At 70.5% G+C, this 19,476-nt stretch carries 18 protein-coding genes and 2 tRNA genes; 7 read left to right on the top strand and 13 right to left on the bottom strand.

Annotation, left to right across the window (positions count from 1 at the left end; translation table 11 throughout):
• Positions 1 to 757 precede the first annotated feature (757 nt).
• The 4 genes from AB5G72_RS01760 to AB5G72_RS01775 form a co-directional block, all read right to left on the bottom strand.
• On the bottom strand, positions 758 to 940 hold the full coding sequence (locus AB5G72_RS01760) for a hypothetical protein (protein ID WP_440220804.1): 183 nt from the start codon (positions 938 to 940) through the stop codon (positions 758 to 760).
• 345 nt (positions 941 to 1,285) lie between these two features.
• Positions 1,286 to 2,212, bottom strand: a complete 927-nt coding sequence (locus tag AB5G72_RS01765; RefSeq protein WP_440221536.1) for an alpha/beta hydrolase family protein — start codon at positions 2,210 to 2,212, stop codon at positions 1,286 to 1,288.
• A 258-nt stretch (positions 2,213 to 2,470) separates the two neighbouring features.
• Positions 2,471 to 4,207, bottom strand: coding sequence for a bifunctional metallophosphatase/5'-nucleotidase (locus AB5G72_RS01770; RefSeq protein WP_440220805.1), 1,737 nt, complete (start codon positions 4,205 to 4,207; stop codon positions 2,471 to 2,473).
• 122 nt (positions 4,208 to 4,329) lie between these two features.
• A complete protein-coding gene (locus AB5G72_RS01775) occupies positions 4,330 to 5,388 on the bottom strand; it encodes a pyridoxal phosphate-dependent aminotransferase (RefSeq protein ID WP_119192058.1) in 1,059 nt (352 codons plus the stop codon).
• A 105-nt stretch (positions 5,389 to 5,493) separates the two neighbouring features.
• Between AB5G72_RS01775 and AB5G72_RS01780 the strand changes: the two genes are divergently transcribed.
• Both AB5G72_RS01780 and AB5G72_RS01785 read left to right on the top strand, forming a co-directional pair.
• A tRNA-Ser gene (locus tag AB5G72_RS01780) sits at positions 5,494 to 5,585 on the top strand.
• 47 nt (positions 5,586 to 5,632) lie between these two features.
• Positions 5,633 to 5,705 (top strand) — tRNA-Arg (locus AB5G72_RS01785).
• Positions 5,706 to 5,764: 59 nt separating this feature from the next.
• On the opposite strand, the gene AB5G72_RS01790 is transcribed toward AB5G72_RS01785, so the two are convergent.
• The 4 genes from AB5G72_RS01790 to AB5G72_RS01805 all read right to left on the bottom strand — a co-directional run bounded on the left by AB5G72_RS01790 (position 5,765) and on the right by AB5G72_RS01805 (position 8,647).
• Positions 5,765 to 6,766, bottom strand: coding sequence for an HAAS signaling domain-containing protein (locus tag AB5G72_RS01790; protein WP_440220806.1), 1,002 nt, complete (start codon positions 6,764 to 6,766; stop codon positions 5,765 to 5,767).
• Positions 6,766 to 7,110, bottom strand: coding sequence for a PadR family transcriptional regulator (locus AB5G72_RS01795; protein ID WP_069390443.1), 345 nt, complete (start codon positions 7,108 to 7,110; stop codon positions 6,766 to 6,768). The genes AB5G72_RS01790 and AB5G72_RS01795 overlap by 1 nt, the downstream gene beginning before the upstream one ends.
• Before the next feature lie 224 nt (positions 7,111 to 7,334).
• Positions 7,335 to 8,225 (bottom strand): oxygenase MpaB family protein, encoded by an 891-nt coding sequence (locus tag AB5G72_RS01800; RefSeq protein ID WP_185951055.1) that lies wholly within the window; start codon positions 8,223 to 8,225, stop codon positions 7,335 to 7,337.
• A gap of 77 nt (positions 8,226 to 8,302) precedes the next feature.
• Positions 8,303 to 8,647, bottom strand: coding sequence for a hypothetical protein (locus tag AB5G72_RS01805; RefSeq protein WP_440220807.1), 345 nt, complete (start codon positions 8,645 to 8,647; stop codon positions 8,303 to 8,305).
• A 253-nt stretch (positions 8,648 to 8,900) separates the two neighbouring features.
• Between AB5G72_RS01805 and AB5G72_RS01810 the strand changes: the two genes are divergently transcribed.
• Entirely contained in the window at positions 8,901 to 9,845 is a 945-nt protein-coding gene (locus AB5G72_RS01810) for a DMT family transporter (protein WP_440220808.1), read from the top strand.
• Here AB5G72_RS01810 and AB5G72_RS01815 read toward each other — a convergent pair.
• Complete coding sequence (locus tag AB5G72_RS01815; protein WP_440220809.1) at positions 9,804 to 10,496, bottom strand: NrtR DNA-binding winged helix domain-containing protein; 693 nt, start codon at positions 10,494 to 10,496, stop codon at positions 9,804 to 9,806. The two genes, AB5G72_RS01810 and AB5G72_RS01815, sit on opposite strands and share 42 nt — an antisense overlap.
• 70 nt (positions 10,497 to 10,566) lie before the next feature.
• Between AB5G72_RS01815 and AB5G72_RS01820 the strand changes: the two genes are divergently transcribed.
• Both AB5G72_RS01820 and AB5G72_RS01825 read left to right on the top strand, forming a co-directional pair.
• On the top strand, positions 10,567 to 11,415 hold the full coding sequence (locus tag AB5G72_RS01820; protein ID WP_440220810.1) for a T3SS (YopN, CesT) and YbjN peptide-binding chaperone 1: 849 nt from the start codon (positions 10,567 to 10,569) through the stop codon (positions 11,413 to 11,415).
• The gene (locus AB5G72_RS01825) at positions 11,415 to 12,386 is read left to right on the top strand and encodes an ADP-ribosylglycohydrolase family protein (RefSeq protein WP_268093048.1); all 972 of its coding nucleotides are present in this window, start codon (positions 11,415 to 11,417) and stop codon (positions 12,384 to 12,386) included. The genes AB5G72_RS01820 and AB5G72_RS01825 overlap by 1 nt, the downstream gene beginning before the upstream one ends.
• Here the strand turns inward: AB5G72_RS01825 and AB5G72_RS01830 are convergent.
• The gene (locus AB5G72_RS01830) at positions 12,354 to 12,863 is read right to left on the bottom strand and encodes a CopD family protein (protein ID WP_067714703.1); all 510 of its coding nucleotides are present in this window, start codon (positions 12,861 to 12,863) and stop codon (positions 12,354 to 12,356) included. The two genes, AB5G72_RS01825 and AB5G72_RS01830, sit on opposite strands and share 33 nt — an antisense overlap.
• A 140-nt stretch (positions 12,864 to 13,003) precedes the next feature.
• Between AB5G72_RS01830 and AB5G72_RS01835 the strand changes: the two genes are divergently transcribed.
• Positions 13,004 to 15,013 carry a DUF2339 domain-containing protein gene (locus AB5G72_RS01835; RefSeq protein WP_440220811.1) on the top strand — a complete coding sequence of 670 codons (2,010 nt, stop codon included), beginning with the start codon at positions 13,004 to 13,006 and terminating at the stop codon, positions 15,011 to 15,013.
• Here the strand turns inward: AB5G72_RS01835 and AB5G72_RS01840 are convergent.
• Positions 14,968 to 15,429 (bottom strand): hypothetical protein, encoded by a 462-nt coding sequence (locus AB5G72_RS01840; protein ID WP_154829319.1) that lies wholly within the window; start codon positions 15,427 to 15,429, stop codon positions 14,968 to 14,970. The genes AB5G72_RS01835 and AB5G72_RS01840 overlap by 46 nt on opposite strands.
• Before the next feature lie 185 nt (positions 15,430 to 15,614).
• Here AB5G72_RS01840 and AB5G72_RS01845 point away from each other — a divergent pair, with 185 nt between their 5' ends.
• Positions 15,615 to 18,056, top strand: coding sequence for a glycoside hydrolase family 65 protein (locus tag AB5G72_RS01845; RefSeq protein ID WP_440220812.1), 2,442 nt, complete (start codon positions 15,615 to 15,617; stop codon positions 18,054 to 18,056).
• On the opposite strand, the gene AB5G72_RS01850 is transcribed toward AB5G72_RS01845, so the two are convergent.
• Together AB5G72_RS01850 and AB5G72_RS01855 are read right to left on the bottom strand one after the other, a co-directional pair.
• Positions 18,043 to 18,585: a PGPGW domain-containing protein gene (locus AB5G72_RS01850; RefSeq protein ID WP_440220813.1), complete on the bottom strand. Its 543-nt coding sequence runs from the start codon at positions 18,583 to 18,585 to the stop codon at positions 18,043 to 18,045. The genes AB5G72_RS01845 and AB5G72_RS01850 overlap by 14 nt on opposite strands.
• A gap of 102 nt (positions 18,586 to 18,687) precedes the next feature.
• Entirely contained in the window at positions 18,688 to 19,410 is a 723-nt protein-coding gene (locus AB5G72_RS01855; RefSeq protein ID WP_154829313.1) for a VIT1/CCC1 transporter family protein, read from the bottom strand.
• Positions 19,411 to 19,476 lie beyond the last annotated feature (66 nt).

Consider the following 19,476-nt stretch of genomic DNA (forward strand, 5'->3'; position numbering starts at 1 on the left):
TAGGGATCACACTGCCGATTCGATCCTCGCCCGCCTTAAGCGTGACGACCCCGACACCGCCCAAAAAGTAATCACCGGAGACAGCTACGGAACCCTTTCCAAACGGAAAGCCTGAGTCGATCACCGGCACGGACGGTAAGAATTACACCCGCAAACCATCCCGCCCATACTTGACCCCAGGAATCGTCTCCCAGGCCCTCACAGGCAGCACCGCCCAGCGGGAAACACTATCCAGTGACCCCACCCTTAAAGACCAACCCAAGGAATCCCAGAGGGATATAGCCTTTGCTGACCCCTCCCCACGGTTTCCCACGAACCATGCCCCGTTATCGCGTCACGGCACGACAAGTAGCCCTCCCACATTTCGTGAAACGGCTAGTCGTGATCCCTCCCACGTCTGCGCAGACCCGAGGGAGGAACGCCCCCACCGGTTTGGGGGATTGAGAACACCGGGAGCAACTGAGTTGCGGCGAGTTGCCCTGAAACGCCGGAGACGAGACGCGGATACCGGAACGGCCCGGATCGTCAGCAAAACCCCCGAAACACGCCGGGGGAGATGCTCACAACCCGGTACTTGACTTGGAGGACTCGCTCAGTGTATGGGCGTAGGCGACAGTGCTCGAACTGTCCAGAGCGTCAGCGAGGTCACGAGACGCCATAGCAAGCGCCAGACCTAGCGCAGGATCACGGGACATGACTCCGAGGGCGGTACGCGCCAGGAACGCGGACACGACACGCGCACGACCCTCTAGCGCGCTCATGATGCGTCCTGGGTGACGGGGTGACCCTCTGCCCTCAACGACGCCCGCAGGCGCTCAGCAGCACGACGGAGGTTGTCCGCCATGACGGGATCAACGTCAGCGAGTACGTCGGCGCAGCGGTTCAGGTCGCAGGCTGTGAGGTCGGCTTCATCCGCGAGCTTGAACACGTGGCCGGTCATGCTCCCACCGCCCAGGCGACAACAGGCCCCCACACGGGGACGGCGATGACGAGCACGGCGGATAGTTCGACCGCGATGGGATGGACCCGGCGACGACGGGCGGATAGAGTAGGCGCAATGGCCATGACAGGTGCCTCTGTTCTGGTCTAGACCCTCGCAGACGTTCCAGCGTCTACGGGGGTCGCTTTGTCTCAGCGCACCCACCCCGATAAGACACGGGGCAGACATTAGCGCCAAGGGGCTACGGTTTATAGCCTCTGACCAGCACAGATAGTGCTATCTAGTTAATCCCTCCACTTCCGCCCAGGTCCGATCCGCGCGGGCCCGAGTCGAGGCAGGGCCGGCTCAGGCGGTCGTCTCCTGCAGGTCCGCTGCCGCGACGTAGCGGATGATCTCGAGCACCCGCGGGTACGAGCGGGACTTTCCCGAGACGATCGAGACGTGGTCCTCACCCTCGAGCAGGACCAGTTTGGCGCGTCCTCCCCGGCGGGTGACCTCGTCGACATAGCGACGGGAGTTCTCCGCCGAGACTGTCGCGTCCCGGTTGCCGTGGATCGCGACGACCGGTGTGCCGGTGTCGATGTTCTGGATGGGGTCCACCGACGCGTACCGCCACGGGAACTCGGAGGGCGTCCCGCCGATCGCCGTGACGATCCTGTCGTCCCCGTGGTTCGCTGCATAGACCATGTCCAGTGGCCCGGCGATCGAGATCACGCGCGTGGGCCGGAACGCGGGCTCGGCGCCCACCTCGTCGTCCTCGAGCAGGTGGCGGGTGCCGCCCCACACGGCGAGTTGCGCGCCCGCGCTGTGGCCCACCACCACTTCGTCATCGGTCGTGATCTGGGGGAAGCGCCGGTCCACCTCGACCACGTGGTCGAGCGCGTCCGCGATGTCCCGGAAGGTGACGGGCCAGCCGCCGCCGGACCCGACCCGGCGGTACTCCACGTTGTAGACCGCCATCCCGCGGCTCGCCAACTCGCGTGCCAGGGGATCGAAGATGTCCGCACCCAGCTGGTTCTGCCACGCCCCTCCGTGGATGAGGACCGCGAGGGGGACGGTGTCGACCCCCTGGGCCCCGGACGGCAGGTACAGGTCCGCCCAGTTCTGTTCGGGATCGGCGTCGGAATCCCGGGTCGGGTACTCGAAGCGCTGGACCGTGACCTCGTCCAGTCGGACGGTTCCCGCAAAAGTCGGGTCCACCTGCGGAACGGCGGTCGTCGTCATGCAGCCGACCAGGGTGAGTGCGCCGCCCACCAGGGCCGCGCCACGCATGAGGACGTGCCCCGGTCCCACGACGGGTCTTCGCGACGACATGGCCACCACTTCCTCAGGAGTCGATAAGGCGGAGTACCTTTTTTCTCCTTGGGTGGGCACGGTGCACAGGGGCGGGGGCGTCCGGAATCGCGGAGAGTGAAGCTGATCTTACTCTTTGATAGGCCCGCGGCGCTGAGAGGTGCCCCCCCCGTGTCGGCCCCCGGCGGGCCGTGCCGAGCACGACACGCGGCCAGCCGGTGCGACTGTCGGGTCGTGTCAGCCGACGACGCTGATCCGGCCGGTCTCGGGGGCGCTCAGCGGGCCCTCCTCGGCCACGTAGCGACGCAGTGCGTCGAGATCGGTCACCCCGGCCTCGCGGCGGTCGCCGCGTTCGGCCAGGACCGAGCCGTCCCACTCGGGGGAGGAGAGGAACTCGTTCACCACGACGGTGTACTCGCGCCGGGGGTCGACGGGCTCGTCGTCGACCACGATCTCCGACACCCGGGCTCCGGGCGGGCGGCGGAGGTCGACGGTATAGCGCACGTTCGACGAGACCGCGGGGCCGTTGCGGCCGATGTCGTCGGCGAAGTGGTCGAAGGCCGCGCGGAGTTCCTCCCCGGTCACGGTGACCAGGTAGAGGCGATCCCCGTAGGGCTGCACGGTGTGCAGGTCGGCGTAGTCGAGGGGCCCGGCGGGGAGGTCGGTGCGCAGGGAGTCCGGGTTGGACAGGGCCAGCTCGGCGCCCCGACCCCGGGCGGCGTGAAGCTGGCCGTCCGCGATGAGATCCGCCAGTGGTGACTCGCCGTTCGCATCCATGGCCCGCTCGATGGTCTCGTCGGCGGTGCCGATGACCTCGCGGGCTTGCGGTGCCGCAGCGGCCTGGGCCTGGCGTACGAGCTCCTCGGTCCCGGCGTCGGGTTCTATGTCGAGGTTGACCGTCTGGTTGAACACCGACGTCTGGGGCCGGATCACGTCGCCAGTGGCGGGGTCGACCGCCAGGTCGACGACGGTGACGGACCGGCCGTGGGACGCGGGGGCCACGACGACGCGCTCGTCGTTGTCCGAGTCGAAGGCACGGCAGGTGGCCGGGCCGCCGGAGGCTCCCACGATCAGGGCGTCCACGGCGGGGTTGAGCTGCTTGACCAGGTCCAACTCGGTGAGCTCGTCGGGGCAGGCCGCCGGATCGAGATTGTCGTGGACGGCGTCGGACTGGACCATGGCGACGATCGCCTCCACGCCCAGGAACCGCAGTGACTCCACGGTCTCGTCGATCGCGCGGAGGGGGTCGGTCAACTGCGTGGTCGTCTCCGGGACGGACGTCGACGGGGAAGTCACCGCCACGACCCCCACCCGGACGTCACCGACTCGGTGGATCGCGAAGGGGAAGGTGGGGGCCGAATCGGGCGACGGGATGGCGTTGGATGCCAGGAACGGGAACGCCGCCCCACGGAACGGCGGGAGCGGGGGATCGACGCGGCAATCCCGCTCGGTCGCGCACCCCGGCCTGACCAGGGATCGGACGTGGTCGGCGCCCTTCTCGAGTTCGCGTCGTCCCACGCCGGCCCCGTCCACACCGAGCCGGTTGAAGTACTCGATGGTCGCTCGGTCACCCAGCAACGCGGCCTCGGGGGCGGTCCCGCCGATCGAGTCGCCGGTGGCGAACAGCAGTGAATCCTCGGCCTGGTCGCGCAACTTTCCGACCGTGGCCGCGAGGTGTGGCCCGCCACCGGCGGGGCGGACGTTGCCCGAGCCGTCACGGAGCTCGCCCTGGAACCCCACGGGCCGGGACAGCGCACCGGAGAACTCCCCGATCCCCAGGATGCGGACCGACCGGGTCTCCGCCGCCGGGCTCCAGGGACTGCTGGTCTGCGCGTCGGCACGCGGAGGGGAGGCGAGGGTTGCGACGAGGACCACGGCCGCGAACAGCGCGAAAGCGACCGGCCCGACGCGGCCCGTTATGGACGTGTGGATAGCTGCGGAGTTCACCTCGTGCCATGAACTCTTCTGCTGCACATCGTCTCCTAGGGGGGCGGGGGCTCGCACGTTCCGCGATCCGGGGATCGCGAGATCGTGACCTGCTCTCCCAAACCCGGCCCATGCTGCCCTCGCGATGTCACGGGACCCCGCCGGAAGCATTACGTTCTGGTCACGAAATGCCGGGCGGCAGTGAGGAATCGGTCGTTTTCCTCGGGATCCCCGATGGACACCCGCACTCCGTCGCCGGCGAAACACCGGGTGACGACCAGGTGCTCGCGGCAGTGGGCGTCGAAATCAGCCGCGGCGTCCCCGAGGGGTAGCCAGACGAAGTTCGCCTGGGTGTCCGGGACCGCGTGCCCCATGTCGAGCAGGGAAGCCCGTACGCGGGAGCGCTCGGCGACGACCGCGTCGGTGCGGGCCCGCAGTTCGTCCCCGGCCTCGAGGCAGGCGATTCCGGCGGCCTGCGCCAGGGAGCTCACCGAGAACGGGACGACCATCTTCGCCACCGGTACCACCAGTTCGGCGGGTCCGACGAGGTAGCCGACGCGGAGGCCGGCCAGACCGTAGGCCTTGGAGAAGGTGCGCAGCGAGACCACGTTGGGCCGCGACATCGCCTCGGCGACGCCGTCCACCGGGTCCTCGGATCGCATGTACTCGTAGTAGGCCTCGTCCAGCGCCACGGTGACCCGTTCGGGGACGCGGTCGAGAAAAGCGAGGAGTTCGGCGCGGGTCACCGCCGGGCCGGTCGGGTTGTTGGGCGTGCAGACGAAGATCAGCCGGGTCCGGTCGGTGACGGTGGCGACGATCGCGTCGAGGTCCAGCGACCCGTCGTCCCGGTTGGGGACCGCGATCGGGACCGCGTGGGCGATGCGGGCGATGATCGGGTACGCCTCGAAGGAGCGCCAGCCGAAGACCACCTCGTCGCCCGGTGCACACACCGCCTGGACCAGTTGCTGGCACAGGGCGACCGAGCCGCAGCCGGCGGTGACGTTCCCGGTGGGCACGTCGAGGAAGTCCGCGAGCCGGCCGACGAGCGCGCCGGCGGTGATGTCCGGGTAGCGATTGGCGCCCGCCGCGGCCTCGGCGATGGCCGCCGCCACGCTCGGCAGCGGGCCCGCGGTGGTCTCGTTGGACGCGAGTTTGACCGCGCCCGGCACGGAGGCGCCCGGAATGTAGGCGGGGATGGCGTCGAGGTCGCTGCGCACGTCGGGGGACATGACTACAGGGTAGGACCACCCCCTGCGGGCCCGGTGTCCGGCCGTTTTGCGCACCGGCCCGGCCTGTGTGTACTGTAATTCCTCGTTGGCTCAGCAGAGCCTCCAGGAGGCGTGCCAGAGCGGCCGAATGGGACTCACTGCTAATGAGTTGTCCTCCTCAAAGGGGACCGGAGGTTCAAATCCTCTCGCCTCCGCCATGCCGGGGATCCGGGTGACCGGATAGCTGGCACGACAGAAGAATATTGCGCCCGTAGCTCAATGGATAGAGCACTTGACTACGGATCAAGAGGTTAGGGGTTCGAGTCCCTTCGGGCGCACAGAAGGAACGCCCCCGTCCACGCGGACGGGGGCGTTCGCCATTTCCGGCCTGCGGTGTTCACGCGGCGTTCGCGGCCCCCCGCCGGTATGCGCGCAGGGTCTCGATCTGATCCCAGGCCACGATCACCCAGATCGTGGCGATGATGCTCCAGCGGATCGCGGTGGTCGCCGTGCCGCCGTCGTCCGCGACGAGGCCGGGGTGGATCACCGAGTCGTGGCTCAGCACCAGGACCGTGAGGAAGACACCGAAGACAACGTCGACCACCACGTCGATGCCGAGCCGCGCCGGTGACCTGCCCGGCCTCACCAGGCGCCACACCTGGACGAGCGCCAGCGCTCCGATCAGCAGCACGTACCCCGTGAACCACCTGGTGGGGATGGCGGGGTTCACGAGCGGCTCGCCGCCGTTGAGATGGCCGATGTACAGGAACGTCGACGGGACGAACGGCACCGCGGCCAGGACGGCCAGCAACACCAGCGACACGACCGCGTCCGCGCGGGACTCGGCCCCGCCCCTGTGGCCGTCCAGGTGTGCCGGGTCCCAGGTGGGGGTCAGGGACAACGGACTGCGTTCGCCCTCCGGGGTCGTCCGCTCGATGATCACCACCACGAGCGTCCAGGCCGCGAAGGCCCAGAGCAGGGCGGCGGCGACGGAGCTGACGAGTTGGCCGATGAGACCGCCGAGCTCCGGCTCGGCGGTGGTGGAGACGTAGAGGATGCCGCCGGCCAGGGCGGCGATGACGCCCACGACGGGCAGGAGCCACCGCAGTACCCGGGCCCAGACCGGGTAGACGTCCGGGCCCACGAGGTACTGGCGGGCGCCGGCATAGCGGTGTGCGAGTTCGGCCGGGTCGCCCAGTCGCGCCAGGACGGCGCGCTCGGCGGAAGCGCGGTCGGCGGTCCCGCCCGGCGGGGTCCCGATGGCGTCGTTCCCGGCGTCGGGTTCGGCGGCGACCATGTCGGCGATGGTCGCGGCGATCTCCGAGGAGATGTCGTCGCGCTGGTCCTCGGGGAGGTGGCGGACCACCTCGGAGATGTAGCGATCGGTCAGTGTGGACATCACGCGTCCGCCTTCCGCAGATCGGTGTAGCCGGCACCCAATGCCAGCCACTCGGCGTGCAGGCGCTCGGCGGTCTCGGTGCCGAGCGCGGTGGTCTCGTAGTACTTGCGGGGCCTGGGCTCCTCGGTTCGCCACGTCGAGGTGAGCAAGCCCTGTCCCTCGAGGCGGCGCAGCAACGGGTAGAGGGTGTTGGCCTCGGTGGCGATTCCCGCCTCGGCCAGCGTGGTGAGCAGGGCGTACCCGTACCTGGGCGTCCGGCAGGCCAGCAGACTCGCCAGGACGACCGACCCGCGCCGGAGCTCCTGCAGGTGGGTGCCCAGTGCCGCGTCCGCGTCGTCGCCCATGCGGCACACGTTAGTGTGTGGCACACACTATGTAAATGGCGCACAGCCTCGGCGCGGGCCCTCTCGCTCCACCCGCCGCACCGCGACACTCCGCCATCGACCGGCCCTGACCGGCCCTGACCTGCGGTGCCCTGAAGACGGTGTGCAGGGCACCGCAGGTCGGGAGGCCGCGGCCCGGCGCACTGCCGGGTTGCGGGACTGCGTGGGGTCTCGCGGTCGACGCGTCAGGAAGCCGGCGAGGCTTTGGTTTTCTTGACCCGCACCCGCTGGTAGGGGGCAGCGACGGACTCGCCGATCGCCTGCGCGATGAGGTCCTCGGCGGTCCGGTTCTTCCGCGCGAGTGTGGCGACGAGCTTGGTGAACCGGGCCCCGCGGGCGAACTCCTTGGCGCTGCGGTCCTCCACGGCGAAGAACAGCTTGGCCTGGTCGGGGAGTAGCGACAGCACGCCGTTGAGGATCTGGCGGGTGACCCACCTGGCCACCGGGCCCTTCACGTCCGGGTGTCGGAGCGAGTGGCCGGCCATCGCGGCGAAGATGGTCAACGCCTTGGTGTCGAGGCCCTCGGTGACGTACTGGTCGACCGCTGCGAAGGTCTCGAGGTGCGGGCCGGGGACGTGCAGTTTGTCCGCGCCGATGTGCGACTCCATCACCAGGCGGTCCGCGTCCGCGGCGCTCAGGCCGGGGCCGAACTCCTGGTAGCCCCGGACGGCCGACCAGATGTACGTCCACCACGTCCACCGCATCCATTCCGGCTGCTTGGCCTCCTCCACCTCTCCGGTCTCCGGGTTGGTCCAGGTCGCCATCTCGTGGAGGTGGTCGACGCGCTTGGCCGCCGCGTCCGCGTGGGCGGTGTCGGCGAAGACCGAGTCCCGCAGGTAGGCGGCCGTGCGGTCGAACCGGGCGGCCATCTCGTCGGCGCCCTCGCTGGTCAGCGAGACCCGATCGAAGTGGGTCATCATGCCCGGTTCGAGCATCTGGAGGAAGAGCGCGTTCTTCGCGCCGAGCCCCGAGGCCGGGTCCGAGAACACCCGCCAGGAGATGCTGTCGGGGCCGTAGTAGCCGTCGTCGGAGCGAGGGGCGTCGGAGAGCCGCAGGGGCACGCGGGTGTCGGTCATGGAGTCACCTTCGGGTTAGGTGGATCGGGGAGTGTCGGTCGGTGAGCGCCCGACCAACACCGTCGATAATAAGTCCTTCATACTTCGTGCCGACGCAGACGGTGAGGAAGGTCCGCGACCGCGCGCCGCGAAACGGCTGTCTCGAGGGGGCCTCGCCCGACGACCACCGCCCAGAGGGCGCACCCGGCCGTCCCCCCGAGAGTCATCGGCCAGAACGGGTCCAGGGCGCGGAGGTCGTCCATCGGGTCGAACTGTCGGCCCTCGGCGCGCGAGATGGCGATCCACGCCGCCCAGACGAGGAGATGTGCGGTGTACGCGGTCAGGGGCATCGCGCCCAGCACCCGCTCCGGCCAGAACAGCCACCGCAGCCGCGTCCCGCCGATCAGCGTGCACACCCCGATGACCGCGAGCGCGAATCCCATGGACCCGACCGCCTCTCCCACGCCCGACGAGTGGGGCCCGTCCCGGAGTCGCGACAGAAACCACAGTCCGACCTCTGACCGCGCGCCGTCGTCGCTCGAGGAGGCGGTGGCGGCCCCACGGACACCCGGCTCGAGGCCGGGACGGTGATCGTCGACGCGGAGGGGTGAGCGCGGAGGGGTGAACGGCCACGGGCCGGGGGTGGGACGCGAGAGTACGACGACGACGAGGTCGGCCGCTTCGTAGGCTGTGCCGATGTCTCAGCCCGCGGGAGAGGCGCTCCGCCGCAACGCCGGCCATCTGGCGTCGGCGGCCCTGGTGCTCATGTGGAGCTCGGGCTATGTCGGCGCGGAACTCGGGATCCGGGCCGACGGGACCCCGCTGCAGCTGCTGGGCTGGCGGTTCTCGATCCTCGGCGTGCTGTTGGTGACCGTCTGCCTCGTGCTGGGGGTGCGGTTGAACGATCGCGCGGCGTGGACGCGGCAGGCGGTGTTGGGCCTGTTCAGTCAGGCGTTCTTCCTGTTCATGATCTTCGAGGGGGTCTCCCGGGGCGTCGACGGCGGTACCGCGGCGCTCATCGCCGCGCTCCAGCCACTGCTGGTGGCGACGGTGGCGGGCAGGGTCCTCGGCGAGCGCACGACGGCCGGCATGTGGGTCGGCATGGTGCTGGGGATGGCGGGCGTCGTGGTGGTGGTCTCCGGCGGTCTCGACGCGGGCGCCGCCCCGTGGTGGGCGTACCTGTTCCCGGCGGCGGGCATGCTCAGTCTGGCCACGGGCACGGTTCTCACGCAGCGTCTGCGGCCCACCGAGACGCTGCTGCAGTCGATCACCATGCAGTCCGTCGTCGCGGGGGTCACCCTGATGTCCGCGGCTCTGGTGGCCGGCCAGGCGGCGCCCGTGGCCGAACCCGACTTCTGGGCGGCGGTGGCCTGGCTGGTGTTCCTGTCCACCCTGTGTGGGTACGTCCTCTTCGTCTTTGTCACCCGCACCCGCGGCGCCACCGTCGCGAGCGTGCTGCTCTACCTCACCCCGCCCACGACCATGGTCTGGGTGTGGCTCATGTTCGGTGTCCCGATCACCCTCCCGTCCGTGGTCGGCATGGCGATCAGTGCGGTCGGCGTGACCCTGGTGCTGCGGTCGCGGGCGGCGCGGGACGCCTCAGCGCGCGCGCCGGAAGAGCGCGGCCGGGCGACCGCGTAGGGCCGTGGACAGCGCCACCTCACCGTCGTCGTCCACGACGGGTTCCAGGTGCGGTCGCATCCGGCGCGCGAAGTTGTCCTTGTGCAGCTCCTCGCCGATCACGGCCTCGTGCACGCGACGCAGTTGGAGCAGCGTGAACGGTTCGGCCAGGAAGCCGTCGGGATCGGGGCCCACGTCGACGTAGCGCAGGCGGATCTCGTAACGCTCGCGGACGTCGCGGATCGCGGCGTCGACGATCGCGTCGTGGTCGAACAGCAGTGAGGCGATGCCGTCGAGTCGGCCGTCCGCGGTGACCCTCGTGAGTTCGCCGTTCGCTCCGGCCAGCACGGCCTCGGGCAGGGGGAGCGCGTGGGCGGCGGAGACGGCCCAGGTCCGCTCGTCGCGCTCCGGGTCGTCGAAGAGCCGCAGTAGGCGCGGACGGATGGTCTCGTGTGGCTCGATCCGGACCTTCTCGCGGAGTACGTGGTCCGCGGTCTCGGCGACGGTCGTCCGCTCGCGCAGGAACGCGCCCGGGAGCGCGCGACCGTCCGGATTCCGGCGTGATTGCGTGAATACCCGCAGCTCGGGGTCGGTGCCGCCGGCCCCTGTCACGGTGAGGATCGCCAGGTCCACGGCCACGGCGGGCCGGGGGAACTTATCGAGATCGGACACGACCTTCACTTTAGCGCGATTGGCGTGCTAATGTTTAGCGCGCCTGGAGTGCTAAAGGAGTGGAGGGGTCATGGGAAGTCGACGAGACGACGGCATGGACGGGGTCGGCGGCGAGGCCACCGAGTGCGCCTGGGGCGTGTTCCTGGACACGCTGATCCTGCGGATCGGTGCTGTCGGGGACGGTGACGCGCTGGCGCTGGTGGCCCCGACCGGGCCGGAGGGATGGAGCCAACAGCTCGTCGTCCGGTCGGACCGTGGTCGGGGATTCATGTGGGTCACCCGCGGGATCGCCGGCAGCACGGCGGCCGAGGAGGTCGTGGCCAGCGCCGGCGCCGACGGGGCGTTCGCACTGGCGGACGCGATCGTCCGCGTGGCGCGCGAGGACCTGCGGTTGCCGCACCCCCAGCTGTTCACGGCCCGCGCGAGCGGACGCGGAGCAGCCGAGTTGGCGGAGTCCCTGGGGCTCGCGGACGCGGACGCGCCGGGTGGGCCGGACGGCCGTACGGACGGTGGGGTCCGCGGCGGTCCGGACGCGCTGCGTCCGGTGGTGGTGGAGGCCGTGGGGAGGATGTTCGGGCAGGAGCCGGGCGTCGACGACGACGGCGACGTGTATTTCACCGTCGCCGGCACCACGGTATTCGTCATCTTCAGCCCCGACGGCGGGCTGGTCCAGGCCTGGGCGCTCGTGGTCCGCGGGGTGTACAGCCGTCGCAACACCGCGGTCGAGGTGGACCTGCTCAACAGCAAGGGGATGTGGAGCACCTGGTACCTCAGCGGGCGCGACGTGTTCCAGCGGATCACCCTCCCCGCGCGCCCGCTCTCGGCGGACAACATCGAGGGCATGCTCCGCGCGTTCGCGAAGGACCTCGAACAGAACCGGGATGAGCTGGCGTACCGGCTCGGAGGGAAGGTGGCGTGATGACGGGCAGTGGAGACCGGGGGTGGGACGACCGGGTCGCCGGGGTGATGCTCGGTACCGCCGTGGGGGACGCCCTCGGCGCCGGATACGAGTACGGCTCCGCGCCGCTCGGTCCCGAGGGGCCGCAGATGATCGGCGGCGGACTGGGCGGGTTCGCGCCCGGACAGTGGACCGACGACACGTCCATGGCGTGGTGCGTGCTCGACGTGGCCGCCAGGGGTGGGGGCCTGCTCACGGACGAGGCGCTCTCGGAGGTCACCCGCAACTTCGGGCGGTGGTACGACTCCGGCCCGCCGGACATCGGCAACCAGACCGCCGCGGTCCTGCGGGCCGCGGGGCCCGCGCCGACGGCCGCCGCCGCGCGGGAGGCGGCCGAGGAGCACTTCAGGCGGAGTCACCACTCCGCGGGCAACGGTTCCCTCATGCGCACCGCACCCGTCGCCCTGGCCCACCTCGGCGACACCGGGGCGATCGTCCGGGCAGCCACGGCCGTGAGCGACCTGACCCACTCCGACCCGCGCACCGCCCAGGCGTGCGTCCTGTGGTCGTCGGCCATCGACCGCGCCGTGCGGGAGCAGGTTCTGGACCTCCGCGGCGGACTGGCGCACCTCGACGGGCCGGACCGGGAGTACTGGGAGGCCTGCATCGACGAGGCCGAACAGGGGCCGCCCGAACGGTTCCGCCGCAACGGCTGGGTGGTGGCCGCGCTGCAGGCCGCGTGGTCGGCGATCCACCACACGCCGATCCCCGCCGCCTATCCCGGGCGGCACCTCGCCGACACACTGGTCACGGCGATCGGGATCGGAGGCGACACCGATACGGTCGCCGCCATCGCCGGGGGCCTGCTGGGCGCGCGCTGGGGTGCGTCGGCCGTGCCGGCGCAGTGGCGGGACATCTGCCACGGCTACCCGGGTATCGGGTCACGCGAACTCGAGCGGCTATCGATCGACGCCTGCCTTCCACGCGCGTAGTTGCTCGGCCGCTGCCAGGAGCGCTTTCGCGAACTCCTCGGTCTGGTCTGGATCCATATTCTCGGGCGGATCCTGGATATGAACCCGTCCCTCCCGGCCCCGCGCGCTGACGGACCAGCGTGTGGCCCCCGGGGATCGGGGGTCGCTCGGGGACCAGATCCTGCGAGGCCCCAGGCGGTACCTGTGGTAGGCCGCCAATGCCTCAGCCCGGGTCTGGCCCGGTTCCTGCCGGAAGACGCGGATGAACGTGCCCTCGAGGACCCCGCCGGCCAGACCGCACCGGGGGCAGGACAGTGTTCCCTTGAGGGAGATCGGCTCCCACGCAGTGACCGCGCTGGTATCGACGTCCACGACCTCGCCACACCACGCTGTGGTCTCCTCGGTCTCGGCCGACTGGTGGTGCCAAGAGAGGGTGCCGCCCTCGGAGATGAAGTGCATCGGGGTTCCGCCCTCGACGCCGATGATGTTCTCACTCATGCCTGCTCCGTCCGGGCCCGTAGCTCATTCTGATCTATCGGCCCGGCGGGCGGAGTCGTTAGTCCGGGACGGCGCTCCGTGTCGAGGTGTCAGGGGAGAGGGGCATGGACGCTGGCAACGGAGCGGTAGATGATTCAGGGGTGAACCCCCAGCAGTCCGACCTGCAGCGCGCCCTCGCCGACCTCGACGCCCGTCTCGGACGCATCACCGCAGAGGTCGGGGAGGTCCGGGCCGGGTTGTCGGCACTCGCCCGACAGTCCGGTCCGGCGGTGGGCGGACAGTCGCCGGGGGAGTCGCCGGCGGAGTCGCCGTGGCGTGCGGGCGCGCCGCCTCAGGGGACGCCGCACCCGGTGACGCCGGCCCCGTCTGGCGCCCCGGCCCCGGCTGGCGCTCCCTCGCAGCCTGTGCCCGCCCCGGCACGTCCGGGCGGGCCCTGGCGGCCACCCGGACAGGACGACCCCGCGGGGCGGTACGGGCCGCCGCCCGCGCACCCCGACCGGCCGGCGCAGCTGTCCGACCGGCCGTGGCAACAGGCCGACCGGCCGTGGCGGCAACCGTGGGACGCGGCGCCGCGCCAGTCGCCGCGGCGGAGGCCGCGTATCACGGCCGCCACCGTCATCGCCGCGATCGGCGGGTCGGTCATGCTCGCCGGCATCGCGTTCCTACTGGTCGTGGCCATCCAGGCGGGGTTGTTCCCGCCGCTCGCGCGGGTCGTCGCCGCCGCGGTCCTGGCGGTGGTGCTCGTCGGCCTCGGCCTGCGACTGCAGTCCCGCCACGAGCCCACGGCCGACACCCCGGTCAACCCCGGCGCACTGGCCCTGGTCGGCACGGGCCTGGCAGCGGCGATGCTCGACGTCATCGCCAGCACCACGCTCTACCTGTGGATCCCCGTCCCGGCCGCGTACATGTTCGTGGGCGGGCTCGCCCTCGGAGGGATGGCACTGGCGGGGCGCTGGTCCTCCGGGCTGCTGGCCTGCCTGGTCTCGGCCGGCACGATGCTCCTGGCGCCCCTCATCTCCACCGGTGTCGAGCTGCCGATCTTCGTCGCGATCGTCGGCATCGCCACCGCGGTACTCGCCGCCGAACTCGGGGCGGCCGTCCGCGTCGTGTGGTCCGTCCTACCGGGGTTCCTGCTGGCCGGCTACCTCTCGCAGGCCGCACTCCACAGCCGCGGCGAACAGATCGCGCTCATCGCGACCGCGCTCGTCTTTGCCGCCGTGGGCGTCGGGGTGGCCTGGTACGACACCGCCCACCGCCGCCCGGCACTCGCCAATGCCGCCCTCGTCGTCGTCCCCACCGCCCTGCCCCTCGCCCTCCTGCCGGCCACCCACCTCCTCCGGCCCGGCTGGCCCGTCGGACTGGCCCTCGCCGCCGCCTACCTCGCCGTCGCGGTTCTCGCCGGCCGCACCGGCCGCGACAGGTCGCACGTGCTGCTCGCCGCGGTCACGGGGTTCGTCGGGAGCGCGCTGCTGCTGCTGACGTGGGTCGAACTTGGAGGGCGCGAGCTCACCGGCTTCGCGCTGACCCTGAGCGCCCTGGCCTACGTCGTGGCCGCCGGCCTGTGGGTACGACGCTGGGTGGACCTGGTGGCCGTGGCCGCCTCCGTGATCGCCGTGCTCGTCTACGCGGCCGTCAACCGACCGCACCTCGCACTGAGCGACCGGCTCGCGGTCCGCGAGTTCACCTACTGGGACGTGGTCTCCTCGTTCGCCATCACGGCGCTGGCGGTCGCCGTGACGTGGTGGGCGCGCCGCCGCCTGCCCCGTGAGGCGACGCGCGTGATGATGGTGGGCGCCGTCGTGGCCCTGGCGGCCTTCTCGGTGATGGTGGTCGCGGCCGGCGTCGTGATCGGCGACCTCACCGGGGTGGCCCGGAACGGGTTCCTCGCCGCACACCTGGTGGTGACGGTGCTGTGGATCTGCTGCGCGGCCTGGCTCGTCCTCACCGCGAACCCGCGCATCGCCGACGCACGTCGACTCGGGTTCGTCCTGGGCTCCCTCGCGCTGGCGAAGCTGCTCCTGCTCGACCTGGCCACCCTGCCGGGACTGTTCCGCGTGCTGTCGTTCATCGCCGTCGGCGCGGTGATGCTCGCGGTGGCCGTCCGCTACCGCAAGGAGACCGAGCCGTCGGGCAGCGGATCGCCGACGTAGACGCGAAAGGCGCGCGGCTGCGCACCGGACATCAGTACCTCGACCTCCGGGTGGTCGACCTCATCCGGGTCGTCGGAGGGCATGCTCCAGACCACCTCGTCGGCGTCGGTCAGCTCGCGCAGAGCCATCCGAGTGGCCCGGACCCAGCGCACGTGTTTCAACGCCGGCTCGTCACGCAACACGTCATCCGCGAGGTCCTCGCGGTTACGCAGGTCGACCATGAGGCGCTCGCCGTCCGGCGCCTCGTAGGCGGTGCAGACGTGGTTGATCAGAACGGACAACGGCCACGAGGGCCCGGAACCGAGCAGATCGATGATGATCATGCGCGCATCGCCGACCTGACAGGCCGTCGGTGTGGTGAGGACCTGGAGTCGGTCGGCGACGTCCTCGGTGATCTCGATGAGCTGAACGGTCATGATGAACCCCTGTCGGACGGAGACGGTCGACAAAAGGGATCGCGGCGCGGCCCCGAACCGTCCCGACTGTGACGTAGATCATATCGTAGACCCGCGCGGGGCGGGTCTCGGCGGGATGACGATCTCGCCGAGCCGTCCGGCCGGACCGCCGCCGAGGAGCCGACGGACTGGTTAGGGTCGGGCGTGTGACCACCTCACAGACCGGACGTGCAGCCTCCCCGGGCGGGCAGGACGACGCCTTCTCGCTGTCCTACGACGGGTTCGACCCCGGTGAGGAGGGCCTGCGCGAGACCCTCACCTCGACCGGCAACGGGTACATGTCCACCCGCGGCGCCGCCGAATGGGAGGAGAACGACGGGGTCCACTACCCGGGCACCTACGTGCACGGCCTCTACAACCGCGCGACCACCATGCTCGGCGGCGTGCCGGTGCACAACGAGGACCTGGTCAACCTCCCCAACTGGCTGCCGCTCAAGCTGCGCATCGGCGGCGCCGAGGTACTACGGCTCTCGGAGGTGCAGATCCTCGAGTACCGCCACCGGGTGGACCTGCGCTCGGCGTTGATGACCCGCCAGATCCGCTTCCGTGACCGGGAGGGACGGGAGACCGAGCTGGTGAGCCGACGGTTCGCGTCGATGGCCAGCATGCACCACGCCTACCTCGAGTGGACGATCACGCCGCTGAACTGGTCCGGCCAGGCGGAGATCGTGAGCGCGCTCGACGGGCGCGTCACCAACGACGGAGTGCCCCGCTACCGGCAACTCGAGAGCGATCACCTCCGGCCGGGCAGCACGGTGTTCCCGCAGCCCGAGGTGATGGCGCTCAAGGTGCGCACCCGGCAGTCCGAGGTGAACGTCGGCGTCGCGGCACGCACCCTCGTCTCGACCGGCGGCCGGGAACGCGAGGTGCCCCGCTCCGACTTCCGGACGGCGGACTACATCCAGCAGACCCTCCACGTGGAACTGGAGCGCGACGTCCCCACGACGATCGAGAAATCGGTCGCCCTGTTCACCTCCCGTGACCCGGCCACGGGGGACACGCTCCTGCGCGCGTCCCGGTCGGCGTCGCGCTCGCGACCGTTCGACGCGGCGTACTCGCACCACCGCGAGTCGTGGGAGAGGCTGTGGCAGGCGTGTGACCTGCACGTGTTCGGCGACGACGAGGCCCAGCACCTGCTGCGGGTGCACATCAGCCACATCCTGCAGACGTGCTCGCACAACACCTCCGACCTCGACGCCGGCGTGCCCGCCCGCGGGATCAACGGTGAGGCCTATCGGGGCCACGTGTTCTGGGACGAGCTGTTCGTCTTCCCGTTCCTGACCTTCCGGCTCCCGGCCGTGACCCGCAGCCTGCTCATGTACCGCTACCGGAGGCAGTCCGAGGCGCGGGTGGCGGCGGCGTCGGCCGGCTACGAGGGGTTCATGTTCCCGTGGCAGAGCGGATCGCTCGGCACGGAGCAGACCCAGGAACTCCACCTCAACCCGATGTCCGGGCGTTGGGACATCGACCTGTCGCACAACCAACGCCACGTCAGCGCCGCGATCTTCTACAACGTCTGGCAGTACGTCACCCTCACCGAGGACACGATGTTCCTCGAGTTCCGGGGCGCGGAGATGATGCTCGGCATCGCGCGGTTCTGGTCATCCATCGCGCACTACTCACCCGAGCGGCAGCGCTACGAGATCCACGGCGTGATGGGGCCCGACGAGTACCACGAGAAGTACCCGGGCGCGTCCGAGGGCGGAGTGCGCAACAACGCCTACACCAACGTCTTCGTGGCGTGGATCTGCGACATCGCCGCCCACCTGCTCGACCTGCTGCCGGCGCCCCAGGCGGGTGCCGTCCGCGCCCGGCTCGAACTGCGCGACGAGGAGATCGCCCGGTGGAAGGACATGAGCCGAAAGATGTTCGTCCCGTTCCACGACGGGATCATCAGCCAGTTCGAGGGCTACGAGGAGCTGGAGGAGCTGGACTGGGAGGGATACCGGGCCAGGTACGGCAACATCCAGCGGCTCGACCGGATCCTCAAGGCCGAGGGCGACACCCCGGACCGGTACAAGCTGGCCAAGCAGGCCGACGCGGTGATGCTGTTCTTCCTCTTCAGTGACGACGAGCTGCGACGGGTGTTCGGGCGTCTCGGGTACGAGTTCCCCGACGACGCCGCGCGGCGCACCATCGAGTACTACGACCGCCGCACCTCCCACGGGTCGACCCTGTCGTACATCACCCACGCGGGCGTCCTCGCACGCTTCGACCCGGACAGTTCCTGGGAACGGTTCAAGGTCGCGCTGGGCAGCGACGTGCACGACATTCAGGGCGGCACCACCCGCGAGGGCATTCACATGGGGGTCATGTCCGGCACGGTCGACCTCGTGCAGCGCTTCTACGCCGGGATGCGGGTCGAGGGCGGGATGCTGCAGTTCGACCCGAATCTGCCCGGCGGGATCGACGGGGTCTCGTTCAACATGACCTACCTGCGATCGCCGCTCACGGTGACGGTGATGCGGGACGAGGTGGTGATACGTCACCGCGACGGCGTGATCGACGCGACCCCGGTGTGCGTGTGCGTGCGGGGCGAGCAGCGGATGGTCGAGGTGGGCGGCGAGGAGAGGTTCAGCCTGGAGTGACGCCCGGATCGGCGCGGCGCGCCGCCGCGTGGGCGTGCCGCCGCGCGGCCCGCGCCCGGCGCCGCTCCTCGCGGCGCTGGTGGTCGTGCACCACCTCCGCCTCGTGGTCGTACGGGCTGCCGCGGAACCGACGCAGTGCGTAGACGAGCAGCGCCAGCCCGACGAGGCCCGAGAAGATGAGGGTGCCGCCGGTGCCCCAGCCGCCGATCAGCCAGAGGTCGGCCGACAGCGGCCACCAGGTCGGCACCGTCGAGCCGATCCCCCAGAAGATCCCCAGGCCGATCAGCCAGGCCATGCCGAGCAGTGACCCGGCGATCTTGGGCCACGACTGGACCCCGCGGGAGGCGCCCTCCATGGCGACGCGCTTGATCGACAGCAGTCGCCGGTCGAACCACTCGTACTGCCGCGAGAGCACTACCGTCCCGGCGAACAGCATGAGGAGCCCGGGACCCGGGAGGAACAGTGCGGCGATGCCGAGAACGATGAGCGTCCACCCGATGATCTCGAGCGCGAGGCGTCTCACCGCCACGTAGCCGAGTCTCTTCACCGGACCATGGTTACAGAGTCCGCGCCTCCGAGGCAGGCGATCCCCCCCGCGTCCCGGGCCCGAACGGCGGAGGCGCCCCTCGGCTCAGGCCACACTGGTCCCGAGCAGCAGGCCGATCCCGTAGGTCACCGTCATGGCCGCGACGCCCCCGATCACGAGCCGGCGCACGGCCGGGCGGGGATCCGCGTCCCCGAGTCGGGCGGAGACGTACCCGGCGAGGATCAACCCCACCACCGTGAGGACGCCGATCAACGGAACCCTCAGCGTGGCCGGGGCGAGGACGGCGAGCAGGGGGATGACGGCACCGAGCGCGAACGAGATGGCGGACGAGATCGAGGCGGTGACCGGGTTGGTCAACGACTCGGCGTCGATACCCAGTTCTGCATCGAGGTGGGCCGCCAGGGGATCGTCGGCGTGCAACTCCTCCGCCACCCGCCGGGCGGTCTCCTCGCTGAGCCCCTTGGCCGTATACAGGCCCACGAGCTCGTCGAACTCCGCTTCGGGTGCCTCCTCGAGCTCGCGGGTCTCCTTCTCGATGAGCGCCTTCTCGGTGTCGCGTTGCGTGCTCACGGACACGTACTCGCCGATGGCCATCGAGCTCGCGCCCGCGACCAGCCCCGCCATGCCGGCGACGAGGATTGCCGGGCGATCCGTGGTGGCGGCGGCGACGCCCAGGACGAGGCCCGCGGTCGAGAGCAGCCCGTCATTGGCACCCAGGACCGCGGCGCGCAGCCAGTTCAGTCTGCCGCCGACCGATGAATCGTGGGGTTCCACCGTGCTGTGTGGTGCCGGACCGGGGACGCTCATGCCCCTACGGTAGGACTCCCAGGAGTCGCCGACAAGCCTCGAAAGGCTATCCTTACCAGCATTTTT

This window comes from Dietzia sp. MNB45 (assembly GCF_051994785.1).
Taxonomy (GTDB): Bacteria; Actinomycetota; Actinomycetes; order Mycobacteriales; family Mycobacteriaceae; genus Dietzia; species Dietzia kunjamensis.